24 protein-coding genes are annotated in these 25,504 nt (G+C 69.2%); 18 read left to right on the top strand and 6 right to left on the bottom strand.

The window, feature by feature from the left end; all coding sequences use genetic code 11:
- Positions 1–60: 60 nt before the first annotated feature.
- The 9 genes from ACZ7P3_RS08925 (at position 61) to ACZ7P3_RS08885 (ending at position 9,504) form a co-directional block, all read left to right on the top strand.
- Positions 61–1,560 carry a CYTH and CHAD domain-containing protein gene (locus ACZ7P3_RS08925; protein ID WP_472080013.1) on the top strand — a complete coding sequence of 500 codons (1,500 nt, stop codon included), beginning with the start codon at positions 61–63 and terminating at the stop codon, positions 1,558–1,560.
- A gap of 70 nt (positions 1,561–1,630) precedes the next feature.
- Positions 1,631–3,592, top strand: coding sequence for a TIGR03960 family B12-binding radical SAM protein (locus tag ACZ7P3_RS08920; RefSeq protein WP_472080012.1), 1,962 nt, complete (start codon positions 1,631–1,633; stop codon positions 3,590–3,592).
- Between the two features lie 1,012 nt (positions 3,593–4,604).
- Positions 4,605–4,913 (top strand): transposase, encoded by a 309-nt coding sequence (locus ACZ7P3_RS08915; RefSeq protein WP_472080011.1) that lies wholly within the window; start codon positions 4,605–4,607, stop codon positions 4,911–4,913.
- Positions 4,910–5,437, top strand: a complete 528-nt coding sequence (locus ACZ7P3_RS08910; RefSeq protein ID WP_472080010.1) for a hypothetical protein — start codon at positions 4,910–4,912, stop codon at positions 5,435–5,437. The genes ACZ7P3_RS08915 and ACZ7P3_RS08910 overlap by 4 nt, the downstream gene beginning before the upstream one ends.
- Positions 5,438–5,677: 240 nt before the next feature.
- Positions 5,678–6,565 (top strand): hypothetical protein, encoded by an 888-nt coding sequence (locus ACZ7P3_RS08905; protein ID WP_472080009.1) that lies wholly within the window; start codon positions 5,678–5,680, stop codon positions 6,563–6,565.
- A gap of 47 nt (positions 6,566–6,612) precedes the next feature.
- Positions 6,613–6,885 carry a hypothetical protein gene (locus ACZ7P3_RS08900; RefSeq protein ID WP_472080008.1) on the top strand — a complete coding sequence of 91 codons (273 nt, stop codon included), beginning with the start codon at positions 6,613–6,615 and terminating at the stop codon, positions 6,883–6,885.
- 482 nt (positions 6,886–7,367) lie between these two features.
- Positions 7,368–7,898, top strand: coding sequence for a carbonic anhydrase (locus tag ACZ7P3_RS08895; RefSeq protein WP_472080007.1), 531 nt, complete (start codon positions 7,368–7,370; stop codon positions 7,896–7,898).
- 120 nt (positions 7,899–8,018) lie between these two features.
- Positions 8,019–9,089, top strand: a complete 1,071-nt coding sequence (locus ACZ7P3_RS08890) for an MBL fold metallo-hydrolase (protein WP_472080006.1) — start codon at positions 8,019–8,021, stop codon at positions 9,087–9,089.
- A 100-nt stretch (positions 9,090–9,189) separates the two neighbouring features.
- Positions 9,190–9,504, top strand: a complete 315-nt coding sequence (locus ACZ7P3_RS08885; RefSeq protein ID WP_472080005.1) for a hypothetical protein — start codon at positions 9,190–9,192, stop codon at positions 9,502–9,504.
- A gap of 626 nt (positions 9,505–10,130) precedes the next feature.
- Here the strand turns inward: ACZ7P3_RS08885 and ACZ7P3_RS08880 are convergent.
- Positions 10,131–10,487: a hypothetical protein gene (locus ACZ7P3_RS08880; RefSeq protein ID WP_472080004.1), complete on the bottom strand. Its 357-nt coding sequence runs from the start codon at positions 10,485–10,487 to the stop codon at positions 10,131–10,133.
- A 475-nt stretch (positions 10,488–10,962) separates the two neighbouring features.
- Here ACZ7P3_RS08880 and ACZ7P3_RS08875 point away from each other — a divergent pair, with 475 nt between their 5' ends.
- From ACZ7P3_RS08875 to ACZ7P3_RS08865, 3 genes are read left to right on the top strand one after another with little or no spacing between them, the layout of a single operon-like run.
- Positions 10,963–11,982 carry a L,D-transpeptidase gene (locus ACZ7P3_RS08875; protein WP_472080002.1) on the top strand — a complete coding sequence of 340 codons (1,020 nt, stop codon included), beginning with the start codon at positions 10,963–10,965 and terminating at the stop codon, positions 11,980–11,982.
- Positions 11,983–12,040: 58 nt separating this feature from the next.
- Positions 12,041–12,547: a SigE family RNA polymerase sigma factor gene (locus tag ACZ7P3_RS08870; RefSeq protein WP_472080001.1), complete on the top strand. Its 507-nt coding sequence runs from the start codon at positions 12,041–12,043 to the stop codon at positions 12,545–12,547.
- A complete protein-coding gene (locus ACZ7P3_RS08865; protein ID WP_472079999.1) occupies positions 12,540–13,226 on the top strand; it encodes a hypothetical protein in 687 nt (228 codons plus the stop codon). The genes ACZ7P3_RS08870 and ACZ7P3_RS08865 overlap by 8 nt, the downstream gene beginning before the upstream one ends.
- 310 nt (positions 13,227–13,536) lie before the next feature.
- Here the strand turns inward: ACZ7P3_RS08865 and ACZ7P3_RS08860 are convergent, their stop codons facing one another.
- Positions 13,537–13,773, bottom strand: a complete 237-nt coding sequence (locus ACZ7P3_RS08860) for a hypothetical protein (protein WP_472079998.1) — start codon at positions 13,771–13,773, stop codon at positions 13,537–13,539.
- Positions 13,774–13,955: 182 nt separating this feature from the next.
- On the opposite strand from ACZ7P3_RS08860, the gene ACZ7P3_RS08855 reads away from it, so the two are divergent.
- The 3 genes from ACZ7P3_RS08855 (at position 13,956) to ACZ7P3_RS08845 (ending at position 15,893) form a co-directional block, all read left to right on the top strand.
- On the top strand, positions 13,956–14,366 hold the full coding sequence (locus ACZ7P3_RS08855) for a VOC family protein (RefSeq protein ID WP_472079997.1): 411 nt from the start codon (positions 13,956–13,958) through the stop codon (positions 14,364–14,366).
- A 163-nt stretch (positions 14,367–14,529) separates the two neighbouring features.
- Positions 14,530–15,102: a DinB family protein gene (locus ACZ7P3_RS08850; protein WP_472079996.1), complete on the top strand. Its 573-nt coding sequence runs from the start codon at positions 14,530–14,532 to the stop codon at positions 15,100–15,102.
- 209 nt (positions 15,103–15,311) lie between these two features.
- Positions 15,312–15,893, top strand: coding sequence for a hypothetical protein (locus ACZ7P3_RS08845; RefSeq protein WP_472079995.1), 582 nt, complete (start codon positions 15,312–15,314; stop codon positions 15,891–15,893).
- A gap of 140 nt (positions 15,894–16,033) precedes the next feature.
- Here ACZ7P3_RS08845 and ACZ7P3_RS08840 read toward each other — a convergent pair whose 3' ends face one another.
- Positions 16,034–17,302 carry an MFS transporter gene (locus tag ACZ7P3_RS08840; RefSeq protein WP_472079994.1) on the bottom strand — a complete coding sequence of 423 codons (1,269 nt, stop codon included), beginning with the start codon at positions 17,300–17,302 and terminating at the stop codon, positions 16,034–16,036.
- A 134-nt stretch (positions 17,303–17,436) separates the two neighbouring features.
- On the opposite strand from ACZ7P3_RS08840, the gene ACZ7P3_RS08835 reads away from it, so the two are divergent.
- Positions 17,437–18,372: a LysR family transcriptional regulator gene (locus ACZ7P3_RS08835; RefSeq protein WP_472079993.1), complete on the top strand. Its 936-nt coding sequence runs from the start codon at positions 17,437–17,439 to the stop codon at positions 18,370–18,372.
- 261 nt (positions 18,373–18,633) lie between these two features.
- Entirely contained in the window at positions 18,634–20,250 is a 1,617-nt protein-coding gene (locus tag ACZ7P3_RS08830) for an MFS transporter (protein ID WP_472079992.1), read from the top strand.
- On the opposite strand, the gene ACZ7P3_RS08825 is transcribed toward ACZ7P3_RS08830, so the two are convergent.
- The 3 genes from ACZ7P3_RS08825 to ACZ7P3_RS08815 form a co-directional block, all read right to left on the bottom strand.
- Positions 20,204–20,674 (bottom strand): DUF7144 family membrane protein, encoded by a 471-nt coding sequence (locus ACZ7P3_RS08825; RefSeq protein ID WP_472079991.1) that lies wholly within the window; start codon positions 20,672–20,674, stop codon positions 20,204–20,206. The two genes, ACZ7P3_RS08830 and ACZ7P3_RS08825, sit on opposite strands and share 47 nt — an antisense overlap.
- Positions 20,675–20,704: 30 nt before the next feature.
- On the bottom strand, positions 20,705–21,157 hold the full coding sequence (locus ACZ7P3_RS08820) for an SHOCT domain-containing protein (protein ID WP_472079990.1): 453 nt from the start codon (positions 21,155–21,157) through the stop codon (positions 20,705–20,707).
- Positions 21,158–21,465: 308 nt separating this feature from the next.
- Positions 21,466–22,293, bottom strand: a complete 828-nt coding sequence (locus tag ACZ7P3_RS08815) for an alpha/beta fold hydrolase (RefSeq protein ID WP_472079989.1) — start codon at positions 22,291–22,293, stop codon at positions 21,466–21,468.
- Between the two features lie 451 nt (positions 22,294–22,744).
- On the opposite strand from ACZ7P3_RS08815, the gene ACZ7P3_RS08810 reads away from it, so the two are divergent.
- A complete protein-coding gene (locus ACZ7P3_RS08810) occupies positions 22,745–25,378 on the top strand; it encodes an amino acid permease (protein WP_472079988.1) in 2,634 nt (877 codons plus the stop codon).
- Positions 25,379–25,504: the final 126 nt, after the last annotated feature.

Here is a 25,504-nt window from a genome sequence, read left to right as displayed (position 1 = left end):
CCCGCCATTCACCCGAGGTGGACCCTGCCGTCCGGGCCGGTCTGCCACTAGATTCGGTTCATGGCGGATACGAAGCGTGAGATCGAGCGCAAGTACGAATCCGACGACAGTGGGCTGCCCGACCTGACCGGCGTCGGCCGGGTGGCGGACGTCCACGACAAGGGCCTGGTCGAGCTGGACGCCACCTACTACGACACCGCCGACCAGCGCCTGGCCGCCGCCGGACTCACCCTGCGGCGCCGCACCGGAGGCTCGGACGCCGGCTGGCACCTGAAGTTCCCGGTCGCCCCAGGGGTCCGCGACGAGATCAGGTCGCCCCTGTCCGACGCCGTCCCCGACGAGATCGCCGCACTGGTCCGCTCCCGGGTCCGCTGCGCCGAGCTGATCCCCGTCGTCCGGCTCCGCTCCGCCCGCGACGTACGCCACCTGGTGGACGTCGACGGCGCGCTGCTGGCCGAGGCGAGCGTCGACGCCGTGACCGCCGAGCGGCTCGTCGGCAAGGGCGGAAGCACCCAGTGGACCGAGATCGAGGTGGAGCTGGCGGACGACGTGGATCCGGCCCTGCTCGACCAGGTGGAAAAGCGCCTGGGCAAGGCGGGCGTACGCCCGTCGAAGTCGCCCTCCAAGCTGGCCCGGGCCCTGGAGCAGACCGGCGGCCGACGGCCCGGCTCCGAACGGCACCCCAAGCCCGTGACCGCCGGCGACCACGTTCTCGCCTACGTCCGTGAACAGCGCGACGCGATCATCGCGTACGACCCGGCCGTCCGCCGGGACGTGCCCGACTCCGTCCACCAGATGCGGGTGGCGACCCGCCGTATGCGCAGCACCTTCCGCACCTTCGGCGCGGTCCTCGACCCCGGCGTCACCGACCCGGTCGCCGCCGAGCTGAAGTGGCTGGCCGACGAGCTGGGCGCGGACCGCGACCAGGAGGTCCTGGCCGAGCGCCTGACGAACGCACTCGACGGCCTCCCGCCCGCCCTGGTCTCCGGGCCCGTGCATGAACGCTTCACCGCCTGGTCGGACGCCCGGCACGGCAGCGCCCGCGATCACCTCGTCGCGACCCTGGACTCCGCCCGCTACCTGGCCCTGCTCGACACCCTGGACGCCGTTCTCGCCGACCCGCCGCTGCTGGAGAAGGCCCGCGGGAAGCCGGAGAAGGTGCTCGCCAAGGCCGCACGGAAGGATTTCGCGAAGGTCTCCCGCCTGATCGGCCAGGCACTGGAACTGCCGCCCGGCGAGGAACGCGACGTCGCCGTGCACGAGGCCCGCAAGAAGGCCAAGCGCACCCGGTACGCGGGCGAGACGGCCATCCCCGCCCTCGGCGGCACCGCCCGCGCCCTGGCGAAGTCCATGAAGTCCCTGACCAGCCTGCTCGGCGACCACCAGGACAGCGTCATGGCCCGCCACACCCTGCAGGAGCTGGCCACGACGGCACACGCGGAGGGGGAGAGCGCCTTCACCTACGGGCTGCTGTACGGGCGCGAGGAGCGGCAGGCGGTGGAAGTGGAGGCGAAGCTGCCCGGACTGTGGCGGGAGATCACGTCCGGGGCGTCCGTCTGAGCGTCCGAGGGAGGCCTCCGGTCGGGTTACGCTTGATGGTCACCCCTGTCAGCTCATGAAGGTTCGCGAGATGCCTGTCGAGTCGGTTTTCCCGCAGCTCGAAGCTCTGCTCCCGCACGTGCAGAAGCCGATCCAGTACGTCGGCGGAGAGCTCAACTCCACCGTCAAGAACTGGGACGAGTGCGACGTCCGCTGGGCACTCATGTACCCGGACGCGTACGAGGTCGGTCTGCCCAACCAGGGCGTCATGATCCTCTACGAGGTCCTCAACGAGCAGGACGGCGTCCTCGCCGAGCGCACCTACAGCGTGTGGCCGGACCTGGAGGCGTTGATGCGGGAGCACGACGTCCCCCAGTTCACGGTGGACAGCCATCGCCCGGTGAAGGCCTTCGACGTGTTCGGCCTGTCCTTCTCCACCGAGCTGGGCTACACGAACATGCTGACGGCCCTGGACCTGGCCGGCATCCCGCTGGAGTCCAGGGACCGCGGGCTGGACGACCCGATCGTGCTGGCGGGCGGCCATGCGGCCTTCAACCCCGAGCCGATCGCGGACTTCATCGACGCGGCGATCATCGGCGACGGCGAACAGGCCGTCCTGGACATGACGAAGATCATCCGCGAGTGGAAGGCGGAGGGCTGCCCCGGCGGCCGCGAGGAGGTCCTCTTCCGCCTGGCCAGGACGGGCTCGGTGTACATCCCGGCGTTCTACGACGTCGAGTACCTCCCCGACGGCCGGATCGGCCGTGTGGTCCCCAACAAGTCGGGCGTGCCGTGGCGCGTGTCGAAGCACACGGTCATGGACCTGGACGAGTGGCCGTACCCCAAGCAGCCGCTCGTCCCCCTGGCCGAGACGGTCCACGAGCGCATGTCCGTCGAGATCTTCCGGGGCTGCACCCGGGGCTGCCGCTTCTGCCAGGCGGGCATGATCACCCGCCCGGTGCGCGAGCGCTCGATCACGGGCATCGGCGAGATGGTCGACAAGGGTCTCAAGGCGACCGGCTTCGAGGAGGTGGGCCTGCTCTCCCTCTCCTCCGCGGACCACTCGGAGATCGGCGACATCGCGAAGGGCCTGGCCGACCGCTACACGGAGGACAAGATCGGCCTCTCCCTCCCCTCCACGCGGGTCGACGCCTTCAACGTCGACCTGGCGAACGAGCTGACCCGCAACGGCCGCCGCTCCGGCCTGACCTTCGCCCCCGAGGGCGGCTCCGAGCGCATGCGCAAGGTCATCAACAAGATGGTCTCGGAGGAGGACCTGATCCGCACGGTCTCCACCGCCTACGGCAACGGCTGGCGCCAGGTGAAGCTGTACTTCATGTGCGGCCTGCCCACCGAGACCGACGAGGACGTCCTCCAGATCGCCGACATGGCGATGCACGTGATCCAGAAGGGCCGTGAGGTGTCGAAGTCGAACGACATCCGCTGCACGGTCTCGATCGGCGGCTTCGTGCCGAAGCCCCACACCCCCTTCCAGTGGGCCCCGCAGCTGTCGGCCGAGGAGACGGACGCCCGCCTCGAGAAGCTGCGCGACAAGATCCGCGGCGACAAGAAGTACGGCCGCTCGATCGGCTTCCGCTACCACGACGGCAAGCCCGGCATCGTCGAGGGCCTGCTCTCGCGCGGCGACCGCCGCATCGGCACGGTCATCCGCGCGGTCTACGAGGACGGCGGCCGCTTCGACGGCTGGCGCGAGCACTTCTCCTACGACCGCTGGATGCAGTGCGCCGACAAGGCGCTGGCCCCCTTCGGCGTGGACGTCGACTGGTACACGACGCGCGAGCGTACGTACGAGGAAGTCCTCCCCTGGGACCACCTGGACTCAGGCCTCGACAAGGACTGGCTCTGGGAGGACTGGCAGGACGCCCTCGACGAGACCGAGGTCGAGGACTGCCGCTGGACCCCGTGCTTCGACTGCGGCGTCTGCCCGCAGATGGATACGGCCATTCAAATCGGCCCGACCGGCAAGAAGTTGCTGCCTCTGACGGTCAAGAACGCTGCGCCGGCGCCCGCTTCGAGTGGTCACACGCACTGAGGTGGGCGAGGCACTCGATCGGGTGATTGAGGCGTTGGCGGGGGTGAGCGAGGAGGAGGTGGCTGCGGTGCTGTCTGTGGCCGGTGCTTCGCTTCCTTCTCCGCAAGCGCCGTCGGTGTCCCTTCGGACACCCTTGCCGGGCCCTGGACGCTCCCCGCACATCGTTACCGAGGTGGAGTGGGTCTGAGGTCCATTCCAGGTTTGTGCGCGACTGTCTGCCCCTGTGAGCCCCCTGTCCTGATTGGGAGGGGGCTCGTTGGCGTTCGGTGACTCGTGAGTCCGTGGGCGGCGCGGTGGAGTGCCCACATGTCGAGTCTCAGCTGAGGGTTGACAGGTTGGCATCGGGTTACGTGCCCCTTGCGTGCCCGATCAGGCAGCGCACCACGGGGAACACCGGGGGAACGTCGGCAAGCTTTCCAGGAACGCACAGGTCACGGCTCTTGCAGGTCGGACAGCACCCGCATACGCGATCTTGCAAACTGGCTACGTGTGACTACCGGCGCCAGCGTCCATTACGAGTCCGCCCAGCAGATAGATGAGCACGCACAGCAGGACCGCTGCCATCACACCTGCCACGAACCTGAAGCGATCCGGAGTCATCCTCGGCCTGGCAGTAACGGGGTTCATCCGATCCAAGTAGTCATAGACCCAGAGACCAAGATTGCGATAGTCGACAGCAACGAGGAGACAGAGGCCTCCAAGCAGGGCGACCCAGCTCAGCACAAAGAGAGCTTCTGCCCAATTAACGGGCGTAACTACCGGCTGGCCCGCAAAGACGAGAGACCTGCACACAGTGCCGTCCACTTTCCACTGCTCCTTCAGCTCCCAGTGATGCTCAGACACCCGAGGGATCGGGAAGGTTGCACGACCCGTTCGTGAAGCCGCGCGGGCTGAATGGGGTGCTCGATGCACCAGCGTCTGACGGCCCGGACTTGTCCGTGTCGGTTTCCGTCTCATACCGCGACGCATCTGAACTGGCTTGCCCTGTGGGGCGGGTGGGAAGGATGTCGCTGTGCCCGAGCCCTATCCGGAAGAGTTCCGCCAGGACGTCGTGCGAGTCGCGAGGAACCGCGGCCCGGGTGTCACGGTCGAGCAGGTGGCCACCGATTTCGGGGTTCACCCGATGACGTTGTGGAAGTGGATGCGCCGGGCGGACATCGATGACGGGTCCAAGCCCGGGGTGAGCAGCCAGGAGAGCGCGGAACTGCGGGAAGCACGTCGGCGGATCAAGCTGCTGGAGCAGGAGAACGAGGTTTTGCGCCGGGCCGCGGCCTATCTGTCGCAGGCGCATCTGCCGGGAAAAGGATCTACCCGCTCGTGAAGGAGCTGGCCGTGGACGGGGTGCCCGTCACGGTGACGTGCCGGGTGCTGAAGCTCGCCAGACAGCCCTACTACCGCTGGCTCGGCAAGCCGGTGGCCGACGCCGTACTGGAGGAGTCGTATCGCGCGAACGCACTGTTCGACGCGCACCGCGACGACCCGGAGTTCGGCTACCGCTTCCTGGCCGATGAAGCGTGTGGTGCCGGGGCTCGGATGGCGGACCGGACCGCGTGGCGGATCTGCCGGGACAACCGCTGGTGGAGCGTGTTCGGCAAGAAGCGCGGCCGGGTCAAGCAGGCCGGCCCGCCGGTGCACGACGATCTCGTGAGCCGCAACTTCACCGCGACCGGCCCGAACCGGCTGTGGCTTGCCGACATCACCGAACCCGAACCTCGGCATCTTCTGTGCTCGTTAGCGCGCCGCACAGCCGATGACAGGACCGCGAGCCGCATTGAGAGCGAGATCGTGGTCATTGACGATGACGGCACGGAGCAACCATTCGACCTTACGTCATGGTTCAAGTGACCGACGTCACGCGGGACTCGCCAGGCGCAAACCCCATTCAATGAATACTGTCGATTGCCCGAAATCGTCCCTGTTAAGAAAGCGCAAGTTCACCATCCAATGGCTAAGCTCAGGTCAAGACTTGAGTCCGCTGTCAGGTGGAGGAGGTGTATTCCGCTTCGAACGTTTGCGCTTGATCGTGTAGAAGTTGAGCAGTCCGCATTGACCGGCGGACCGCAACATCTTCTGGGGGACAACTTCATGAGCAAGCGTGCAATAGCCGGCCTTTCCATCCTGGCCGGTGCAGCCGCTCTGACCACGACACTGGCACCCGTCGCGGCAGCCGACACGAACCAGGCTGCCTCTCGTGCCGCGGTGGTGATCGAAAAAGCAACCGGGACCGCCAACCTGCGCTCGACTGCCCTGGGCTCGCCGGTGAACGGCGCCCAGGTGACGCTCCCCGCTCGCGGCGATGAGCCCATCATTGCAACGAAGGGTGACGCGACCGTCTCCCTCACGCTGCCGGCAACCGGGGCTAAGCAGCAGTCCAGCACAGACGACACGAGTGTCTTCGCGGGGAACGACGCGTCCGTGACCGCGGCCGCACAGGCGACCACTGATGGGGGCTTCCGAGCCCTGTTCACACTCAACGACGCCAACGCTCCCCGCCAACAGTCGTTCACGCTCGCCCTGCCCATCGGGGCTACGATCCGTCAAACCGCCGAGGGTGGACTGGTCGTCTTCAACGCTGATGGAGCGATCATCGGCGGCCTGGAGACCCCGTGGGCCAAGGATGCTAACGGCAACGCTGTACCCACGACCTACGCCGTTGACGGCGACACCGTTACGCAGACGGTGACCCCGAACGCCGACACGGCCTTCCCGGTGGTCGCGGACCCCAAGTGGACGTGGGGAATCATCAGCGGCACGGTGTACTTCAACAAAAAGGAAACGGCCCACTTGGCCGCGAACTCGGCCTTCGTGGGCGTCCTCTTTGCCGCAGCACCGCCGCCGTTCGACGCGTACGGCATCCTCAACGCAGCGAATATTTCCCGGGTTGCCTGGAACGCCAACTCCGACCACAAGTGCGTCGAGGTAAAGGTGCCCACGTTCCTTCCGTATGAATACTCTGGCGGAAACTGCAAGTAGACTGCGTCGTAGATCGGGCATCTGTCCGTAGAGAGGGGACCTAGGACATGGAAGCTTTCGCCGGACCGTCCATCCTCATCCTGGCCGCGGCGGTCATCCTGGCAGTCAAGTACCGCCGGCGCCTGGTCGGACGGCAGCCGTTGCGGGTCACGTCCACCATGTCCGGCCGTATCGCCGTCGCGGTGGCCTTCCTCGCGGGGTGCGCTTGGGCATGGTCCCAGGGGCCGTCTGTCATCAACGCCGGCGTGCTGGGGCTGAGCCTGGCCCTTCTGGCGGGCGTGGCCGCCGAGTTCTTGATGAACAGGACAGCGCGACGCTGACACGCTGAGGTCGTTGCACGGGGCCGGAGTCCATGATGACTCCGGCCCCGTGCGTGCCTACGAAGACGTATCAGAAGGCTTCTGTGAAGTCGTCTTCCTGCAGATGGACACCAACATCCAGATGGGCCCGACCGACAAGAACCTGCTGCCACTGACGGTCAAGAACGCAGGTCCGACGCCGGCTGCGAGCTGTCACGCGCACTGGGGCGGGCGGGCACTCGATCGGGTGGTCGAGGCGCCGGTGGGGGTGCTCGAGGACGGGGTGGCTGCGGTGCTGTCTGCGGCCGGTGCTCATTCAGGTATGAACCGTACGGCGCCGACTCGCCGTGCCGGATCACGCAAGGCGTTGACCTGCATGATCACGATGTGCCGCAAAGCCGAGTGGTATGGGAGGCGGCGGCGGGCCAGGATGGACGGCAACCGGAGGTCGCCGTCGGCGTTACCGGGGGCCCGGCTTCGAGCAGCGAGGGGTTACCGTCACAGTGATCGACACGGACGAGCTGGCCGAGCGGAACGCCGGGTTCGCCGGCGGCGGATCATTCGCCGGCCTCAGGCTCATGCCCAGTGGCGGTCTGACGGTCATCGGATGCGTCGACCCTCGTGTCGACCCGTCCGACGTGCTCGGGCTCAAGCTCGGCGAGGCGGCGGTGATCCGCAACGTCGGAGGGCGGGTCACGCCCGCGACACTCCGGACGCTGGAGATGCTCTCGAAGGTCGTCCAGGCTCGCACGGGCGGCCCTCGTCGGGGCGATGTCCACTATGCGGTCCTGCACCACACCGACTGCGGGATCACGGACCTGGCCGCGTTCCCCGAGCTGCTGGCGGACTACTTCGACGTTCCGGCCGGAGACCTGGACGCCAAGGCGGTCGCCGACCCGGTCGCCGCCGTCCGTGTCGACGTCGAAATCTTCAAGCAGAAGCTTCCGGCCGGAGTCTTCGTCTCAGGGCTCGTGTACGACGTGGCCACCGGGCTCATCGACATCGTCGTCCCGCCCGTGCGAGTGGAAGCATGACACCGCGCTGCGCCTGCGGCCGGTCCGGCCGGTCCAGCCGGTGCGACCGCCGTGGGCCTGCGGCTCGTACCGGGATCTGCCTCCCTGGGCGGTCGTATCGGCGGGGAGGTGCTTTCTGACATGTGCGACGATCACGGGCACTCGGCGGCCGAGGCGGCGTGGTCGGCGCCTCGCGTCGCGGAGGGAACGGCCGTCGACCCGGTGACACTGCCCGAGGTCGACGAGGTCAGGGTCACGACGATGGTCGACAACACCTTCGACGCCCTGCTGGCCTCTGCCGAGGGCGTCACCCGGGCGTCGAAGGGCGCCGGGCGGACCGCCGCGCGGCAGTTCGCCGACGGCGAGGCCATCGCGGGGCTGCGTGCCGAGCACGGCTTCTCCGCCCTGGTCACCGTTGAAAGCGGGAACGCGAGCAGCACGCTGCTGTTCGACACCGGCGCGTCGCCGGACGGGCTGGCGGTGAACGCCGAGCGTCTCGGCATCGATGTCGGCGGCCTGCAGGGCGTCGTGCTCAGCCACGGACACTTCGACCACGCGGGCGGCTTCGACGGTCTGGCCCGGCTGCGCGGGCGCTCCGGCCTGCCGCTGACCGTCCACCCCGCGGTCTGGACCCGCCGCCGCCTGGAACTGCCCGCCGGCCAGGGGCTGGAGATGCCCACGCTGTCGCGGGGTGCCCTGGAGCGCGAAGGGTTCGAGGTGATCGAGCGGCGGCAGCCGTCGCTGCTGGCCGGCGGCATCCTGATCACCGGCGAGGTGGACCGCGTCACCGAGTTCGAGCACGGCATGCCGAAGGCACACCAAGCCTGGGACGGGAACCGCTGGCGACACGACCCCGTCGTCATCGACGACCAGGCACTCGTCATCAACGTGCGCGGCCGGGGACTTGTCGTCATCACCGGGTGCGGCCACGCCGGAGTGGTCAACATCATCCGGCACGCCATGAGGCTGACCGGCGTCGGCAGACTGCTGGCGCTCATCGGCGGCTTCCACCTGAGCGGCCCCGCCTTCGAGCCGGTCATCGGCCCGACGGTGGCCGCGCTCACCGAACTCGCACCCGAGCTGATCGTCCCCAGTCACTGCACCGGCTGGCGCGCCCAGCACACCCTCGCCGCAGCCCTCCCGGACGCATGGGTGCAGACCAGCGTCGGAACCACCTACACACTCAGCGCCCCACAGGCGGGTTATGCCTGACCCCGGCTCAGCAGTCCCGGCTCAACCGGACTTGCAGCGCCAAGCCCCTTGCCCGCGGTCACCTGCCGGAGGAAGATCCTTCCGGATCGAGGGAGACGTGATGCTGCGGTTCATGGACTGGTCCGTGGTCGCCATGGGATGTGTGCTGGTCGTCGGTGGCCTGGGCAGCCGATGGTGGGAGCGGACCCGGGTACGGGGGAACGCGCAATCCGACCAGGACACGCGCTTCCTCCGGGTGTGGCAACCCCTCCTCATGGGCCTGGGAATGATCTGCGCCAGGATGCCGGGCCTGCTTCGCGCACCCCACCTCGTCGTCGAGGTCTTCGACACGCTCGGCTTCGGGCTGGCAATCACGGTTCTGGGCTTCTACCTCAGGCAGGGGTATCGCTCGCGTCGGGCGCAGGGCACCACGTGACGGCCGCGACGGCCCCACGACCGACAGCAACTCCCGGACGCCCTCACACCAGTGTCTGCGTCCGGCCGGTGCATTCGGACACCGGCGGCAGTCGGGGCAGGCTCGGATCGAACTCGGAGAAGCGCTGCTTTTCGCCCGTGGAACCAGCCCTTCTCTGATGTCCCTCTTTCGCTACGTGCGCCCAAGATTGATGGTCTCGTGATTGGGATAGGTGAGGATCCGTCCGTCAAACACCAGGTGCCGTCAAGGAAACAGGCCACCTACAAGTCTTCGTAGGTGGCCTGAGTGCTGCCCATTCAGCAGTGACTACGTGCCTTGCAGTCGCCGGTTCACCTCTTGTTGATACGCCAAGCGATCATCCCTGTCGCGCCAGACTTGGCCTGGATGTCGAGACGGAGCGGGGCTTTCGCTGTGAGTCGTTCGAAAACTACCGACTGATCGCAGGGGACTTGCTTCTTCGAGCCCGCGGCGGCCGGTGTGAACTCAAGCTCCGCAGTTCCCTTCCCAGCGCAGGCCACCGACAATTTGTAGGTGACGCCGTGGGTGAGGTTCGGTTGCGTGTGAACCCCATCGGAAACGAGCCGCACGGACGGCAAGGCCTGCTGTCCTCGCGTAACAGGACGTCGTCAGCCGGACATCGGGATCGGTGAGCCCGTCCGGCCGTCGGCTCGTGCAGTCACCACGGCGGCCTCCCGCACACCGGCGGCGAGCACCGCGCACGTGAACGCGATCAAAGGGGCCTTCCAGCCCCAGGAGGCCACCGCAATCACCGGTACGACGAGCAGCGAGTGGACGGCGGAGACGGCAAAGGCCCCCCGTGCCCAGCCTCCGCCGATCACCGGCCGACGTGCGGTCGCCCAGTGGCGCCACCACAGTCCGGCAGCCACCGCCGCGAGGCCGGCCATCGCGGCAGCGCCCAGCCGGGCCAGATCGGCATTGGTCACGCTGTCGGGGTCCAGTGCGGTCGAGTCGGTCGAGTGCACGCTCAGTACAACCGCAATCCATCCGAGGGCCGCCGCACTCAGCAAGGAAGTCAGAACTGCTGCACGTCGCCGTGCCCAACTCGTATCAGAATGTGCCGAGTTCGATTCCATGGCTCATTCTAGCCACCGCTCGGAACAGGCATGCGATTCCGCAGACGGTTCCAGTCCCACGGGCGACGATCGCCGCCACGGTTCCGAGCACGGCCCAGCGAGCCGGCTGCGAGGGCCTGCAGCCACGTAAGCAGCCCGCGGCGATCCGAACTCCGTGCAAGCGGCCCGCGACGATCCGAACTCCGTGCACGCAGCTCGCGGCGATCCGAACTGCGTGCAAGCGGCCCGCGGCGATCCGAACTGTGTGCAAGCGGCCCGCGACGATCCGAACTCCGTCGCTCCGGGAAAAGTCCCCCATGCGATGCAACCGAGTGCCGAGCCTGTGCGTATACGAGGCGATACCGCACTTCACATGGGGGATTTCATGTACTTGGACCGTTCGGCCGGTCGGACCGCCGGCCGTCTCGGCGCCGCTGTCGCGGCCTGCATCGCCCTGCTCTCGGCCGTCGGCTGCTCGGCGGACGCGGGTGCCGGCGTCCGGTCCGCCGCCGACGCACCGGATGCCCGGGCCTCCGCGGCGGCTGCGAACGCCAAGGGCGGGAACGACGACGGCACGGGCAAGGCGTCCGAGGCGCGCCCGGCTCCGTCCATGCCGGAGCCCGCCGTGCTCGCGCAGGCGCGGGTGAACATATCCGACGGGCAGACGGTCGGCGTGGGCATGCCGATATCCGTCACCTTCTCCCAGCCGGTCCCCGCCGCCGAGCGCAAGGCCGTGGAGAGCTGGCTGCGTGTGCAGACCCCGTCCGGCACGGCCGGCGCCTGGAGCTGGGTGAAGGACCAGAGCCGTCTGGACGGGGAGCGGGTCGACTTCCGCCCCGGTACCGCCTACTGGCGGCCCGGCACCCAGGTCGCCCTCCGCCTCGGCTCGCACGGCGTCCGCCGCTTCACCGTCGGCCGGGCCCTGGTCGCCACGATCGATGTGAAGACGCAGATGATGACCGTCCGCACCGGCGGGACCGGCGGGACGACGCGGCGCATCCCGGTCACCACCGGGCAGCCGGGGCTGGACACCTGGGGCGGGACGATGGTCGTGATGGACAAGCAGCCCAAGGTGCTCATGGACTCCCGCACCGTGGGTCTCGGTGACGAGTACCGCGGCAACTACTACTGGGCCGTGCACCTGACGACGTCGGGGACGTACGTGCACCAGAACAAGCGAGCGGACACCGAGGCCGGACACCGCAATGTCACCCACGGCTGTGTCGGCCTCGCCACCGACGGCACCGCCAGGCGCTTCTATGACCAGGTGATGGTGGGCGACGTCGTCACGGTCACCGGGTCGAAGAAGGACGCCGTCGCCGCCGGCAACGGTTACGGCGACTGGAACCTCACCTGGAAGCAGTGGCTCGCGCACAGCGCCGCCGGGGCCACCACGACCGCATGACCCCCGCCGCAGCGGCCGTACACCACGCGCCCCGCGCCGTGAGAGAGAGCACGACAAGGTGACCGAGGACGAGTTCGACCTCTTCTACACGGCCGCCTACCCGCGTCTGGTCGGCCAGCTGTACGCCTTGACGGGCGATTACGCCGAGGCCCAGGACGTGGTCCAGGAGGCGTTCGTACGTGCCTGGGACCGGCGTTCGTCCGTCCTGACCGGTGAGCAGTCTCCCGAGGGGTGGATCCGCACCGTGGCGCACCGCCTGGCGATGAGCCGCTGGCGGCGGGCGCGTCACTGGTGGGAACTGGTCCGGGGTGAGTCCGCGCCGCGGCCGGTGCCCGAACCGAGCCCGGACCACGTGGCGTTGGTCGCCGCGCTGCGACGCCTGCCCGAAGCCCAGCGGACCGCGATCGTGCTGCATCACCTGTGCGATCTGAGCGTGGAGCAGATAGCCGCCGAGACCGGCGTGGCCGTCGGCACCGTCAAGGCGCGCCTGTCACGCGGCCGTTCGGCGCTCGCCGCTCACTTGGTGAGCGAGGAATCCCATCCGACGGAGGAAGCCTGTGTCTGATCAGCCGCCACCGCGTCCCCTGTCCGACGCGGAGCTGTCCGCCCGGCTCCGCGGCCTGGCCGCGCACGGCGCGCCGCTCGCCCCGGCCACAGGGGCGCAGGTGAGGAGCCGGGCGGCACGCCGCCGCCGTGGCCGACGCGTTCTGCTCTCCACCGGCGCGCTGGCGGCAGCGGCCCTCACCGCCGTCACCTCCGGCGCCCTCGCTTCCCCCACCGGGCCGGCCGCGCCACCGTCCCCGTCCCCGGCGCCCGTCCAGCGGGTGACGGTCGACCTGGACGCCCACACGCTGACCGTCGAGGGCCGGAGGCTCCCCATCGGTACGCCGATGGGGAACTGCCCGATCGGCGAGACGACGGTCACGGTCACCGCCAAGTACCCCGTCGTGCGGGTGCCCCACAGCAGGCTCGTCACGCATGCGGACACCAGGCGGTGGGCGGTCACCTTCACCGACCGCGCTCACCACCAGCGGCTACTGATGTTCGAGCTGGACCCCGCCGATCTCGCCACCCTCGGCAAGGACAGCATCCTCGGCGCCGTCGCCCTCGCGCCCGGAGCCGGGAAGCGGGTGTACGACGCCATCAAGCCCGGCGCACGTGTGGAGATCAAGGGCCGGCAGGGCGCGAGCGCGGCCCCGGACTCCATGTGCGTCGACCGGCAACCGATCACCGGCAACCGCTGACGCCGGATTGCCGACCCTGGACCGCTGCCGCTGGGCTGCCAACGCTGGGTCGCTGCCGCCGGACCGCTGCCGCCGGGCTGCCCACCCTGGACCGCTGCCGCTGCCGCTGCCGCTGCCGCTGCCGCTGGACCGCCGGCGCCGGACCGCCGGCGCGCCGCGACCGGGACGAAGGCCTGCTGCCGCAAGGGTCGCCGGCATCGCCCGGCGCGGTGGCGTGCGCGGGGTGCTCCCGTCCCGTACGCCATCGACCCGGGGGGCGGCGTACGGGACGGGAGTGGGGGAGAGGGGTGGGGTGAGGCGACCGTTCGGCCTAGAAGCCGAAGTGGTCGATCACGGTGCCGTTTCCGCACTTGTTGGCGGCGGAGGGGAGGTAGGCACTCAGGATGGGGACACCGACCGTTCCCGAAAGGCAGGCGGGTGCGGGCGAGAAGGTCCAGTGGTTTCCGCCGGTGACGCCACCGCCGAGGTTGGTGTCGTCGGCATGTGCGGGAGCGGCCATGGCCGCGGTGGCCAGAGCGAGCGCGGCAGTGATGATGATCTTTCGCATGCCCGCTGTAACGATCGGAATGATCGGAGGGTACGCCCCGGCCCCAGGCATGTCCCCCATGTGCCCTAAACGGCAAACGCAAACGGGGAACAGTGGAAACCCACGGGCCGGGAGTATTGGATTTCCGGGCGGCTACCGTAGCCGTATTCCGACTGTCCGGCAGCACCGAAGGAGCAAGTGGCATGGAGATCGAGGCGTCGCAGAAGATCACCACATTCTTGATGTTCGAGGGCAATGCCGAGGACGCGATGAGTTTTTACATCTCGCTCTTCGACGATGCCGAGGTCGTCCACGTCACCCGCTACGGTGCCGATGGTCCGGGCAAGGAGGGGAGTGTGCAGCACGCGACGTTCTCACTGGCCGGCGAGTCGTTTATGTGTGTCGACAGTCCCGCGAAACACAACTTCACCTTCACGCCCGCGGTCTCGCTCTTCGTGCAATGCGAGGACGAGACCGAGATCGAACGCCTTTACGAGGCACTCGTCGAGCAGGGCACGGAACTGATGCCGCTGGGAAACTACGGCTTCAGCGCCAAGTTCGGCTGGGTCAATGACCGGTACGGCGTCTCCTGGCAACTGAACCTGCCCGCGTGAGGCATTCACCGGACCGACCGTCGGCCCCGTAGCGGTGGGGCGTTCGGAGAACTGCTTCAAGGTGCCGTGACTCGCTTCCTCCTCCATTTAGGTCAAGATCTGACCGCTATGGCCTCTACCGTGCTTCTTGTCCGCAGGAACACCACCACGGAAGGCAGCCACCATGAACGAGACCGGAACCGTCGACGAGTCGGCCGACCACGACCTGGCCGCCCATGCGCCGGCCGTCGGCGGCGAGCGCGCCGACCTGCTGGAGATGCTGGCCAAGCATCGGCACTTCCTGCGTTTCACCACCCGTGACCTCACCGACGAGCAGGCCGGGAGTCGGCCCACTGCCAGTCAGCTGTGTCTGGGCGGCCTGATCAAGCATGTTGCTTCGGTCGAACGGAACTGGGCGCAGTTCATCCTGGAGGGCCCGTCGGCGATGGGCGACTTCACCGCCATGACCGAGGCCGACTGGGCCAGGCGGGCCGACGAGTTCCGGATGCTGCCCGGCGAGACGCTGGCCGGCGTGCTCGCCGAGTATGCCGAGGTGACCCGCAGGACCGACGAACTGGTCGTCGCGCTGCCCGACCTCGGTGCCACGCAACCCCTGCCGAAGGCACCCTGGTTCGAGGCGGACACGCGATGGTCCGCCCGGCGGGTGCTGATGCACGTCATCGCCGAGACCGCCCAGCACGCCGGCCACGCCGACATCATCCGTGAGTCCCTGGACGGCGCCAAGAGCATGGGGTGACCAGCGCGACAGCAGGGGGTGTCGCCCTCGTACGCCCGAGGGCGGCACCCCCTGTGAGCCCGCGAACGCCTTGCTCCATGGTCCCGGGCAAGGGCGGCGCCGGGCGAGGGGACCGTCACCGCCTCCGGAAGCACCACCCGGGCTTCCCGTGCCGAGGTCCCGGTGGGAGCCGTCTGCCCGGGGTCCTTGAGTGCCCTACCGTTCCACGCATGACTTCGATCAGCCCCGAGACCCCGCTGACTTCAGAGAACGCTCGGGCGTTGCTCGCCATGCTGTCCGGGCAGGTCGAGATCGAACCGGGCATGAGCGAGCGGGAACTCGATCAGGTCGAGGAGCGCTGGGGTTTCCGTTTCGCTCCCGAGCACCGGACGCTGCTCGGCGCGGGACTGCCGACGGGGAGCCGCGGCTGGCCCGACTGGCGCAACGGGGCTCCGGAGGACCTGGCGGATCGGTTGTCCTGGCCGGTGGACGGAGTGCTGTTCGACGTGGAGCACGGCGGATTCTGGCATCCGGACTGGGACGCGCGGCCGACGGGCACCCAGGACGCCTTGGAGACGGCCCGCACCTGCCTGGCCAAGGTCCCGGTCATGGTGCCGGTCTACTCGCACCGGTACCTGCCGGCCGATCCGGACCGCACGGGTATGCCGGTGCTGTCGATGTACCAGACGGACATCATTTACTACGGCACTGATCTGGTCGACTACTTCCACCACGAGTTCGGTCGGCCCGTGCCGACGCCCGAAGACCATCAGTACGTCACGATCCCGTTCTGGTCCTGCTTTCTGGACTGAACGGCTCCGCAGGACCCGAGCAGGCTGCTCGGCCGGGCGCAGCATCCGCGCGCGGGCGACCAGGGCGGTTCTTCACGGCCCGTCGAGTGCGGCTCGGGGGGCGGGGGGCGGCAGTGGCGAAGAGCCGCCCCGGTGGTCGGTCAGGTGCGGCTCGGCGACGGCTTCGGGGCGGGGAGCCGCGCTGCCGCGCGGCGGGGGAGCAGCAGCGGGGTCGCCAGCAGGAGCACGCCGGCCAGGCCGATGGCCGTCCGCGGGCCGAGCAGGACGCCCAGCACGCCCCAGACGGCCGTCAGGAGCGCGGTCGAGGCCTTGGTCGTCACCGCCCACGCGGACAGCGTGCGGGTGACCCGGTCGGTCGCGGTGCGCTCGAGGCGGTAGGTGGCGTAGACGGGGTTGAAGACCCCGCAGCAGAAGATCAGCCCCAGCTCGACGCCCATCACCAGCAGCAGCCCTCCGGCCCCCGGCCCCGGGAAGGCCAGGCCGACGGACCAGAGCGCGCGCAGGGTCCCGGTCGCGACCAGGACCTGGTGCTGCCCGAACCGGGTGACCAGCGGCCGGGCCAGCCGCGAACCGAGCAGTCCGCCGATCGAGGGCGCGGCGAAGGCGAGGCCGTACTGCCACAGGGGGAACCCGAGCCGGCCGAGCATCAGGACGGCCAGCAGCGGCTCGGCGGCCATCACCAGGCCGTTGAACAGGGCGGTGTTGAAGAACAGTGGACGCAGCGCCGCGTCGGCGAGGATGTACCGCCAGCCGTCGAGCAGGTCCCCCGCCCGCATCCGGGCGGCCTCCCGGCGCTCGGGCCGCGGCTCGTCCCCGCCCGTAGCGCGGATGCCCAGGGCCGAGAGCAGGTAGCTGACCGCGTCGGCCACCACCGTCGCCACCGGACCGAGCAGCCCGATCGCCGCGCCGCCCAGCGGCGGTCCGACGATCGTCGTCGTCCAGGCCGTCGATTCGAATCGCGCGTTGGCGACGAGCAGGTGCTCGGCCGGCAGCAGCGTCTTCAGGTACGCGCCGGAAGCGGAGCGGAAGGTGATGTCGGCCGCCGCGACGACGACCGAGACCAGCAGGAGCTGAAGGAAGGTGAGCACGCCGAGCGCGAACGCGGCGGGGATCGTCAGCAGCGCCGCGAACCGCACCAGGTCCATCGCGATCAGCACCGGCCGCTTGCGGCGGAACTCCACCCACGGGCCGAGCGGCACCGCCACGGCCGCGCCCACCGCGGCCCCCGCGGCGGAGAGCGCGGCGACCTCGGCCGGTCCGGCGTGCAGCACCCGGATGGCGATCAGCGGGAACGCGCCGAAGGCGAGCCACGTCCCGAGCGCGCTGGTTCCGTACGCTCCCCACAGCCACCCGAACCGCCGCCCCAGCCGATGTCCGAGCAGATGTCCCGGCCGGTGCCCGCTCCTCATGCTCGACGCCTCCAAACACTCACCCGTACAACCGATCCGCGATCGTGGGCATCAAAACGGGAGCCACACCTGGGGATCAAACAACCACGGCGCCATCAGCCACAATCAACGGTTGTGCGCTTAGGGTGACCGGCATGGACCTCGACGCCGTCCGGACCTTCGTCGCCGCCGCGGACGCGGGGCAGTTCCAGGAGGCCGCCGCCGAGCTGGCGGTGACCCAGCAGGCCGTCTCCAAGCGCATCGCCGCGCTGGAGCGCAACCTCGGCGTGCGGCTGTTCACCCGCACCGCGCGCGGCGCCGAGCTCACCATCGACGGGCAGGCGTTCCTGCCCCACGCGCGCGAGCTGCTGCGCGTCGCCGAGCGCGCGGTCGCGTCCGTGCACTCCGGCCGCCGTCCGCTGCGCGTCGACGTGATCGCCTCGCGCGTCGCGCCGTCGGGTCTGATGCGGGGCTTCCACCACGTGCACCCCGAGATCGACCTCGACGTGGTGATGCTGTTCGACGTCGAGACGGCCGTCGCCGCCATCCGGTCCGGTGCGATCGACGCCTCCTTCCGAGCCGTCGCCATGCCCGGTCGGCCCCTTCCCGAGGACATCGAGTCCGTCCGGGTGCTCGACGAGCCGCTCCAGCTCCTCACCGGCCCGGCCCACGCGCTGGCGAATGCCCGGTCGGTGACCGTCGCTCAGCTGGCCGGGCACCGGATCTGGATGCCCGGCATCGTCCCCGGTACCGAATGGGCCGCCTACTACGACGACCTCGTCACCGAGTTCGGTCTCACCATCGAGGCGACCGGCCCCAACTTCGGCTCCGACGCGCTCCTCGACACCATCGCCGACACCCCGGCCCTGGCCACCTTCATGAGCGAGCAGACCCGCCTCGTCTGGCCCGCCGGCCACGGCCTGCGCCGCATCCCGGTGACCGACCCGACGCCCGTCTACCCGCACTCGCTCCTCTGGCACCGCGACAACCCCCACCCGGCGCTGGCCGCCCTCCGCGCCCACCTCGCCGCGACGGTGGCCGGCCACGACGCGGCCGGGACCTGGGTGCCGAGCTGGGTGCTTCCACGCTGAACGCCGCCGCGTCCGCCGCACGTGGTGGTGCGCCGCCGCGCCGAGTGGTCGTGCGGCGCTGCGCCGAGTGGTCGTGCGGCGTCGCGCCGAGTGGTGGTCCGACGCCCCTGAGGCGGCCCGGGAGGCATCGCCCCGGCCCGGAAGGCATGGAAGGCAGTGGCGGCATTCGCCCGGCCCGGCTTCGCCGCTCCCTGCCCGCCAAGCGGCTGATCTCCGTGCCGGGCCGGGGATCCGTCTCCGGGCGGCTGGAATGCTTCGCCCATGACACCCAGGACAGGCGCTGCCGGCGGTTCGGCGAGGGCGGGGCTCGTCCTGTGGACACTTGCGGCCGGTCAGTTCCTGATGGCGCTCGACAGCTCCGTCATGAACGTCTCGATCGCGACGGTGGCCGATGACGTCGGCACGACGGTGACCGGGATCCAGGGCGCCATCACGGCCTACACGCTCGTGATGGCCATGCTCATGATCCCCGGCGGCAAGATCGGGGCGCTGATCGGCCGCAGACGCGCGTTCATGATCGGCTGCTGTATCTACGGGTGCGGCTCCCTCACCACGGCGCTCGCGCCGAACCTGCCCGTGCTGCTGCTCGGTTGGTCGCTCCTGGAAGGCATCGGGGCGGCGCTCATCCTGCCGGCGATCGTGGCACTGGTGGCCGGCAACTTCGCCGTCGAACGACGTCCCGCCGCCTACGGACTCGTCGCGGCCGCGGGTGCCGTGGCGATCGCGCTCGGGCCGCTCATCGGTGGCTTCGCCACGACGTACCTCTCCTGGCGATGGGTGTTCGCCGGTGAGGTCCTGGTCGTGCTCGGCATCCTGGTGCTCGGCCGCCGCATCGCCGACGTGGTGAGCGGCACACGCCCGCGCATCGATCTCATCGGTACCGTGCTGTCCGCGCTGGGGCTGGGAATCTTCGTCTACGGCGTGCTCCGCTCGGCGGAGTGGGGCTGGTTCCGGCCGAAGCCCGGCGCTCCCGCGTGGCTCGGGGTCTCGCTGGTCGTGTGGCTGATCCTGGCGGGTCTGCTTCTGGTCTGGCTCTTCCTCCGCCGGGAGGCCCGCCTCGTGAAGCAGCACAGGGAGCCGCTCGTCGACCCGGCCCTGCTGCGGAACAACCAGCTGGTCGGCGGCCTGACCATGTTCTTCTTCCAGTACCTCGTCCAGATGGGCGTGTTCTTCGTCGTACCGCTCTATCTGTCGGTCGCCCTCGGCCTGTCCGCGCTCGCCACCGGCGCACGGCTGCTGCCGCTTTCGCTGGCACTGCTGGCGGCCGCGACCCTGATCCCGCGCCTCTTCCCGGACGTCTCACCGAGGCGGGTGGTGCGGCTCGGGATCCTCGCGCTGCTCGCCGGCGCGGTCGTCCTGATGGCCGCGCTCGACGCCGGTGCCGGGGCGGAGGTCGTCACCGTACCGCTGCTGCTGATCGGGCTCGGCATGGGCGCACTGGCGTCCCAGCTCGGAGCCGTCACCGTCTCCGCGGTGCCGGACGAGCAGAGTGCGGAGGTCGGCGGCATCCAGAACGCCGTCACCAACCTCGGCTCCTCGATCGGCACGGCACTGGCCGGGTCGATCCTGATCGCCGTGCTCGCCTCTTCGTTCCTGGCCAACGTCGAGCAAAATCCGGCGGTCCCGGCCGTGGTCAAGAATCAGGCGGCCGTCGAGCTCCAGAGCGGTGTGACGTTCCTGTCGGACGCGCAGCTCAAGACCGCTCTCGACGCGGCGGGCACGAACGAGAGGGTGGCTCGGGCCGCCCTGGAGGCGAACGCCGACGCCAGGCTGGACGGCCTGCGCGCCGCGCTCGCGATCCTTGCCCTCGCCGCTGTCCTGGCGATGTTCTTCACCTCGGCGATCCCGACGGCCCAGCCCCGCTCGAAGGGGCCGTAGCCGCCTCCTGGCGGGGGGTGACCGCCTTGGGCTGCACCACGCACAGGGCCCAGATGACGACTCCCGAGAAGGCGATCATCAGGGTGGACCACACGGGGGAGTACGGCAGGGACAGGAAGTTGGCGATGATGATCAGTCCGGCGATGACGACGCCGGAGATCCGCGCCCACTTCGCGCCCTGGAACAGCCCCATGCTCACCACCACGGCGACGGCACCCAGGATCAGGTTGACCCAGCCCCAGCCGGTCAGGTCGAACTGGAAGACGTATCCGTTCGCCACGACGAACACGTCGTCCTGGGCGATTCCCATGATGCCGCGGAAGATGTCGAGCACTCCGGCGACCATCAGCATGACAGCGGCGAAGAGCATCAGCCCGCCGGCCCACTGCTGCTTGCGGGCGTGTGTGGTGTGTGTGGTGGCCATGTCTCTGCCTCGATTGATTTCGTCCGATGATCAGTGAGGGGTGGGCGTGGTTCCCGAGCCGGCACGGCCCGGTGCGCCGCTGTCGCTCAGGACCAGCGCCTTCGCCCTCTCGAACTCCTCCTGCGAGATGTCGCCGTGGGCGCGCAGCTCGGAGAGTTTCGTGAGTTCCTCGGCGCTGCTCGGCCGGGCGCCGCCCGCCGTCTCCTTGACGTAGGAGTCGAAGGCGTTGCGCTGCTCGATCGCCTGTGCCATCTCGCGGCGGCCCATGTCCTTGCCGCGGGCGATCAGGTACACGAAGACGCCGAGGAACGGCAGTACGATCACGAACACCAGCCAGCCGGCCTTGCCCCAGCCACCCAGCGAATCGTCACGGAAGATATCGAAGACGACCTTGAAGAGCAGGAAGAACCACATGATCCACAGGAAGAACCACAGCATGGTCCAGAACGCGCTCAGCAGGGGGTAGTCGTACGCGAGGTACATCCACGTGTTCCCTTCTCGTCCCTCCTGGGCGTGCACCCAGGAGGTGTTCCTGTGTCCACGCTGCACGCGGCGAGAAACGGCGGCCTCACACGGGCCGGGTGAATTTGCCCCGGCCCGGGCGGCCGCGAACGCCGTCGGCCTACAACCGACCGCACCTACGTCAAGGAATCCTCGTCCAGCTCATCCGGCTCGTCCGGTTCACGCTCCGTCGTTCCGGCTGCCGAGCCCGTCCTCATGAGCTCATCACGCACAGCACGCCATACGCAGTGCGGCACGCACCCGTATCAGCACGCCGGCTTCGACCGGCCTCAGCCGCGGACGAATTCGAGGAGGTCCGCGTTGAACCGTTCCGCGTACTCCGGCACCATCGACAGGCCGTGCGGCGCACCCGGGTAGACCTTGAAGACCACGTCCTTGACGAGCTTCGACGATTTGTCCCCGGAGGCAATGATGGGAACGATCTGGTCGTCGTCGCCGTGAATGATCAGCGTGGGGACGTCGAACGTCTTGAGGTCCTCCGTGAGATCGGTCTCGGAGAACGCCTTGATGCAGTCATGGGCACCTTTGATGCCCACCGTCATGCTCCAGAGCCAGAACTCGTCGCGGGTTCCCTGGGAGACGTTCGATCCTTCGCGGTTGGCGCCGAAGAAGGAGACGCTGAGGTCCTTGTAGAACTGGGAGCGGTCCGTCAGGACGCCATTTCGGAGCCCGTCGAAGACGTCGATCGGAAGCCCCTCCGGATTTGCTTCCGTCTTGAGCATCAACGGGGGGATCGCGCCGAGCAGAACCGCCTTGGCGACGCGGTTCGAACCGTGGCGGCCGAGGTAGCGCGTGACCTCTCCGCCGCCCGTCGAGTGGCCGACCAGGACGGCGTCCCGAAGATCGAGGGTCTCCATGACCGATGCCAGGTCGTCGGCGTACGTGTCCAGGTCGTTCCCCTCCCACGGCTGGTCGGAACGTCCGCCGCCGCGCCGGTCGTGGGCAACGGCCCGGAAGCCGTTGTCCGCCATCAGCTTCAGCTGGGGATCCCACGCGTCCGCGGTCAGCGGCCAGCCGTGGGAGAAGACCACCGGCGGTCCCGACCCCCAGTCCTTGAAATAGATCTGTGTGCCGTCCTTGGCAGTGGCAAAGGCCATGGTTCACCCTTCCAGCACATGTCCGGAACTCCGCACTTCAGGGGAGTTCAGTGCCCGGGCCGCGCTTGGAATGCCGCGCCACGACCAGCAGCGGACGCACAGGAGAAGGGGGCGACGGAGAGGTCGGCAGCGGAAGGCGACCGATGAGCACGTCGTGCGCCCAACCCTACTCGGGAAGCACCGCTTCAGCATTCGGAAAGGGGCTTCTTCAGCGCGCTGCGGGGTGCCGGTTCAGCATTCGGGAAGGGCTGCTTCAGCGCGCTGCGAGGCGCCGGTTCAGCATTCGGAGAGGGCTTCTTCAGCGCGCTGCGGGGTGCCGCTTCGGCATTCGGGAAGGGCCGCTTCAGCGCACCGGGCCACGCCGATTCGGTATTCGGGCCCGTCGGCCCCGCGCTGTCCCCGTCGTCCCCGCGCTGTTGCGGAGGGCAGCGGCCCGGCGTTGGAATCAAGTGTGAGGCACTTCGACGGCGCCGTGTCCGCCGCCCGCCCCGCTCCGGGGACGGGGGTCGGGAAGAAGGGGCTCAAGAGCGATGCCCTGGGCATGTTCTCCTCGGTGGTCATCGGGATAGCGTCCACCGCGCCCGCCTACAGCATCGCCGCCACGCTCGGGCTCATCGTCGCGGCGGTCGGCCTGCAGTCCCCGATCGTCATCATGCTGTCGTTCGTGCCGATGCTGCTGATCGCGTACGCCTTCCGGGAGCTGAACGCGAGCAACGCCGACTGCGGAACCACCTTCACCTGGGCGACCCGCGCGTTCGGCCCGCGCACCGGCTGGATGGGCGGCTGGGGCATCGTCGTCGCCAACGTCATCGTCATGGCGAGTCTCGCCGAGATCGCCGGCACCTACAGCTTTCGGCTGGCGGGCCTGGACGGGCTGGCGGAGGACCGGCTGTGGACCACCGTGGCCGGTGTCATCTGGATCGCCGTGATGACCACGGTCTGCTACGTCGGTATCGAGTTCTCGGCCGCCGTCCAGCGCTGGCTGCTGTGCCTGGAAGCGGGGATGCTGATCCTCTTCGCCGTGGCCGCGCTGGTCAGGGTCTACACCGACCCTCCCCCCACGGCGATCCACGTCTCCGGCTCCTGGTTCAACCCCTTCGAGGTGCCCTCGCTGAAGGCCCTGACCTCGGGTCTCCTGGCGGGGGTCTTCATCTACTGGGGCTGGGACACCGCCGTCTCGATCAACGAGGAGACGATCGACAGCACACGCATCCCCGGACGCGCCGCCGTCCTGTCGACCGTGCTGCTCCTGGTCATGTACGGGCTGGTGTCCACGTCGGCCCAGGCCTTCGCGGGAGACGGCTCCTCGGGCATCGGACTGGGGAACACCGACAACTCGGACGATGTGTTCTCCGGACTGGGCGAGGCCGTCTTCGGGAGCCACGCCACGGGGCTCGTCCTGTCGAGACTGCTGATCCTGATGGTGCTGACCTCGGCCCTGGCCTCCACCCAGACCACCATCCTGCCCCTGGCCCGGACCGTCTTCTCCATGGCCGTCCACAAGGCCGTCCCCGCCCAGTTCGCCCGGGTCCACCGCAGATTCCTCACCCCGACCTGGTCCACCGTCGGCATGGGAGCGGTCTCGATCGCCTTCCTCATCCTGCTGACCTCGTTCAGCGGCAATGTGCTGGCCGACTCGATCGACTCGGTCGGTCTGGCGATCACGTTCCAGTACGGGCTGACCGGGTTCGCCTGCCTCTGGTTCCACCGCAAGGTCCTCACCCGCAGCGGCAAGGATCTCGTCTTCAAGGGTGTGCTGCCCGGTCTGGGCGGGCTGATCATGCTCTGTCTGTTCCTCTACGCCACCTTCGTCTACGCCGCTCCCGGGTACGGCGCGACCAGCGTCGACCTGCCGCTGATCGGACCGACCGGCGGGGTCACCGTCGTGGGCCTGGGCGCCCTGCTCCTCGGTCTCCTGCTGATGCCGGTGGTCACCCGTGGCCACACCGCGGCCCTCAAGCTCCAGCGGAGCCTGCTTCCGCGCCGCCTGCCGCAGCACACCGCCGTCGACTCGGCGAGCCGCTACCTGCCCGCCGACAGCGGGTCCGGGGTGGGCGGCGACTGGTACGACGTCATTCCCCTGTCGGGCACCCGGGTCGGCCTGGTCGTCGGGGACGTGCTCGGCCACGGCCTGCCCGCCGCGGCGACGATGGGACGCCTGCGTACGGGGGTGCGCGTCCTGGCCCGGCTGGACCTGAGCCCGGACGAACTGCTGTCCCGCCTGGACGACCTGGTCGAGCAGACCGCGCACGAGCGCGGAAACGGCCACGGCCCGGGCCGTCCGAGGTCACAGGCCGACGAAGCCCAGGGCGTGACCTGCCTGTACGCGGTGTACGACCCCGTCTCGGGAAAGTGCAGCCTGGCGCGGGCCGGGGAGTCGGTGCTGGCGGTCGTCGAACCGCGCACCGGCGTCGTCGACTATCCGCAGCTGCCCCCCGGACCACCGCTGGGAGTCGGCGGCCCGCCCTACCGGAGCACGGAACTGGAGTTCCCGCCGGGCACTCTCGTCGCCTTCTTCACCGGTGGCCTCCTCCAGGTGGCCGACGGCCGCGACGCCGGACTCGCACAGCTGTCCCAGGTCCTCACCGACGGCCGGACATCCCTGGAAGAGCTGTGCGACCGGGCGGTGAGCACCCTGCTGCCCGGGGCGGTGGACGAGGACGCGACCCTGCTCATCGCCCGCACCCGGCTGCTCGACCGGAACCAGTTCACCCGGTGGGAACTGCCCCCGGACCCGGCGGCGGTGGCCACCATCCGCGCCGCCGTCGGCGAGCAGCTGCGCGACTGGCGGCTGGACGAACTGACCTTCACCAGCGAGCTCATCGTCAGCGAGCTGGTCACCAACGCCATCCGCCACGTCGGCGGTCCCATCGAGGTGTGCCTGATCCGCGACCGGACCCTGATCTGCGAAGTCTCCGACACCGGCCACACCACGCCCAATCTGCGGCACGCCGCGAGCGACGACGAGGGCGGCCGGGGCCTGTTCATCATCGCCCAGATGACGCACCACTGGGGCACGCGCTACACCCCCACCGGCAAGACGATCTGGACCGAGCAGGACCTGCCGCCGGCGGCAGGCCGGTAGCACCTCGCGAACCGTCGTCCGCCGTACGACACGTGAGGGTCCTAGGTCCAAGGCCTGATCGCCAGTCATGGATCCTGCTGTTAGCGTGCAGTTGCATATCATTGGCAATAACGTCGGAGGACGTTG

It is taken from the genome of Streptomyces sp. NPDC107581, from assembly GCF_055657175.1.
The sequence above is the reverse complement of the archived record's forward strand: the minus strand, read 5'-3'. Positions and strand labels throughout refer to the sequence as shown.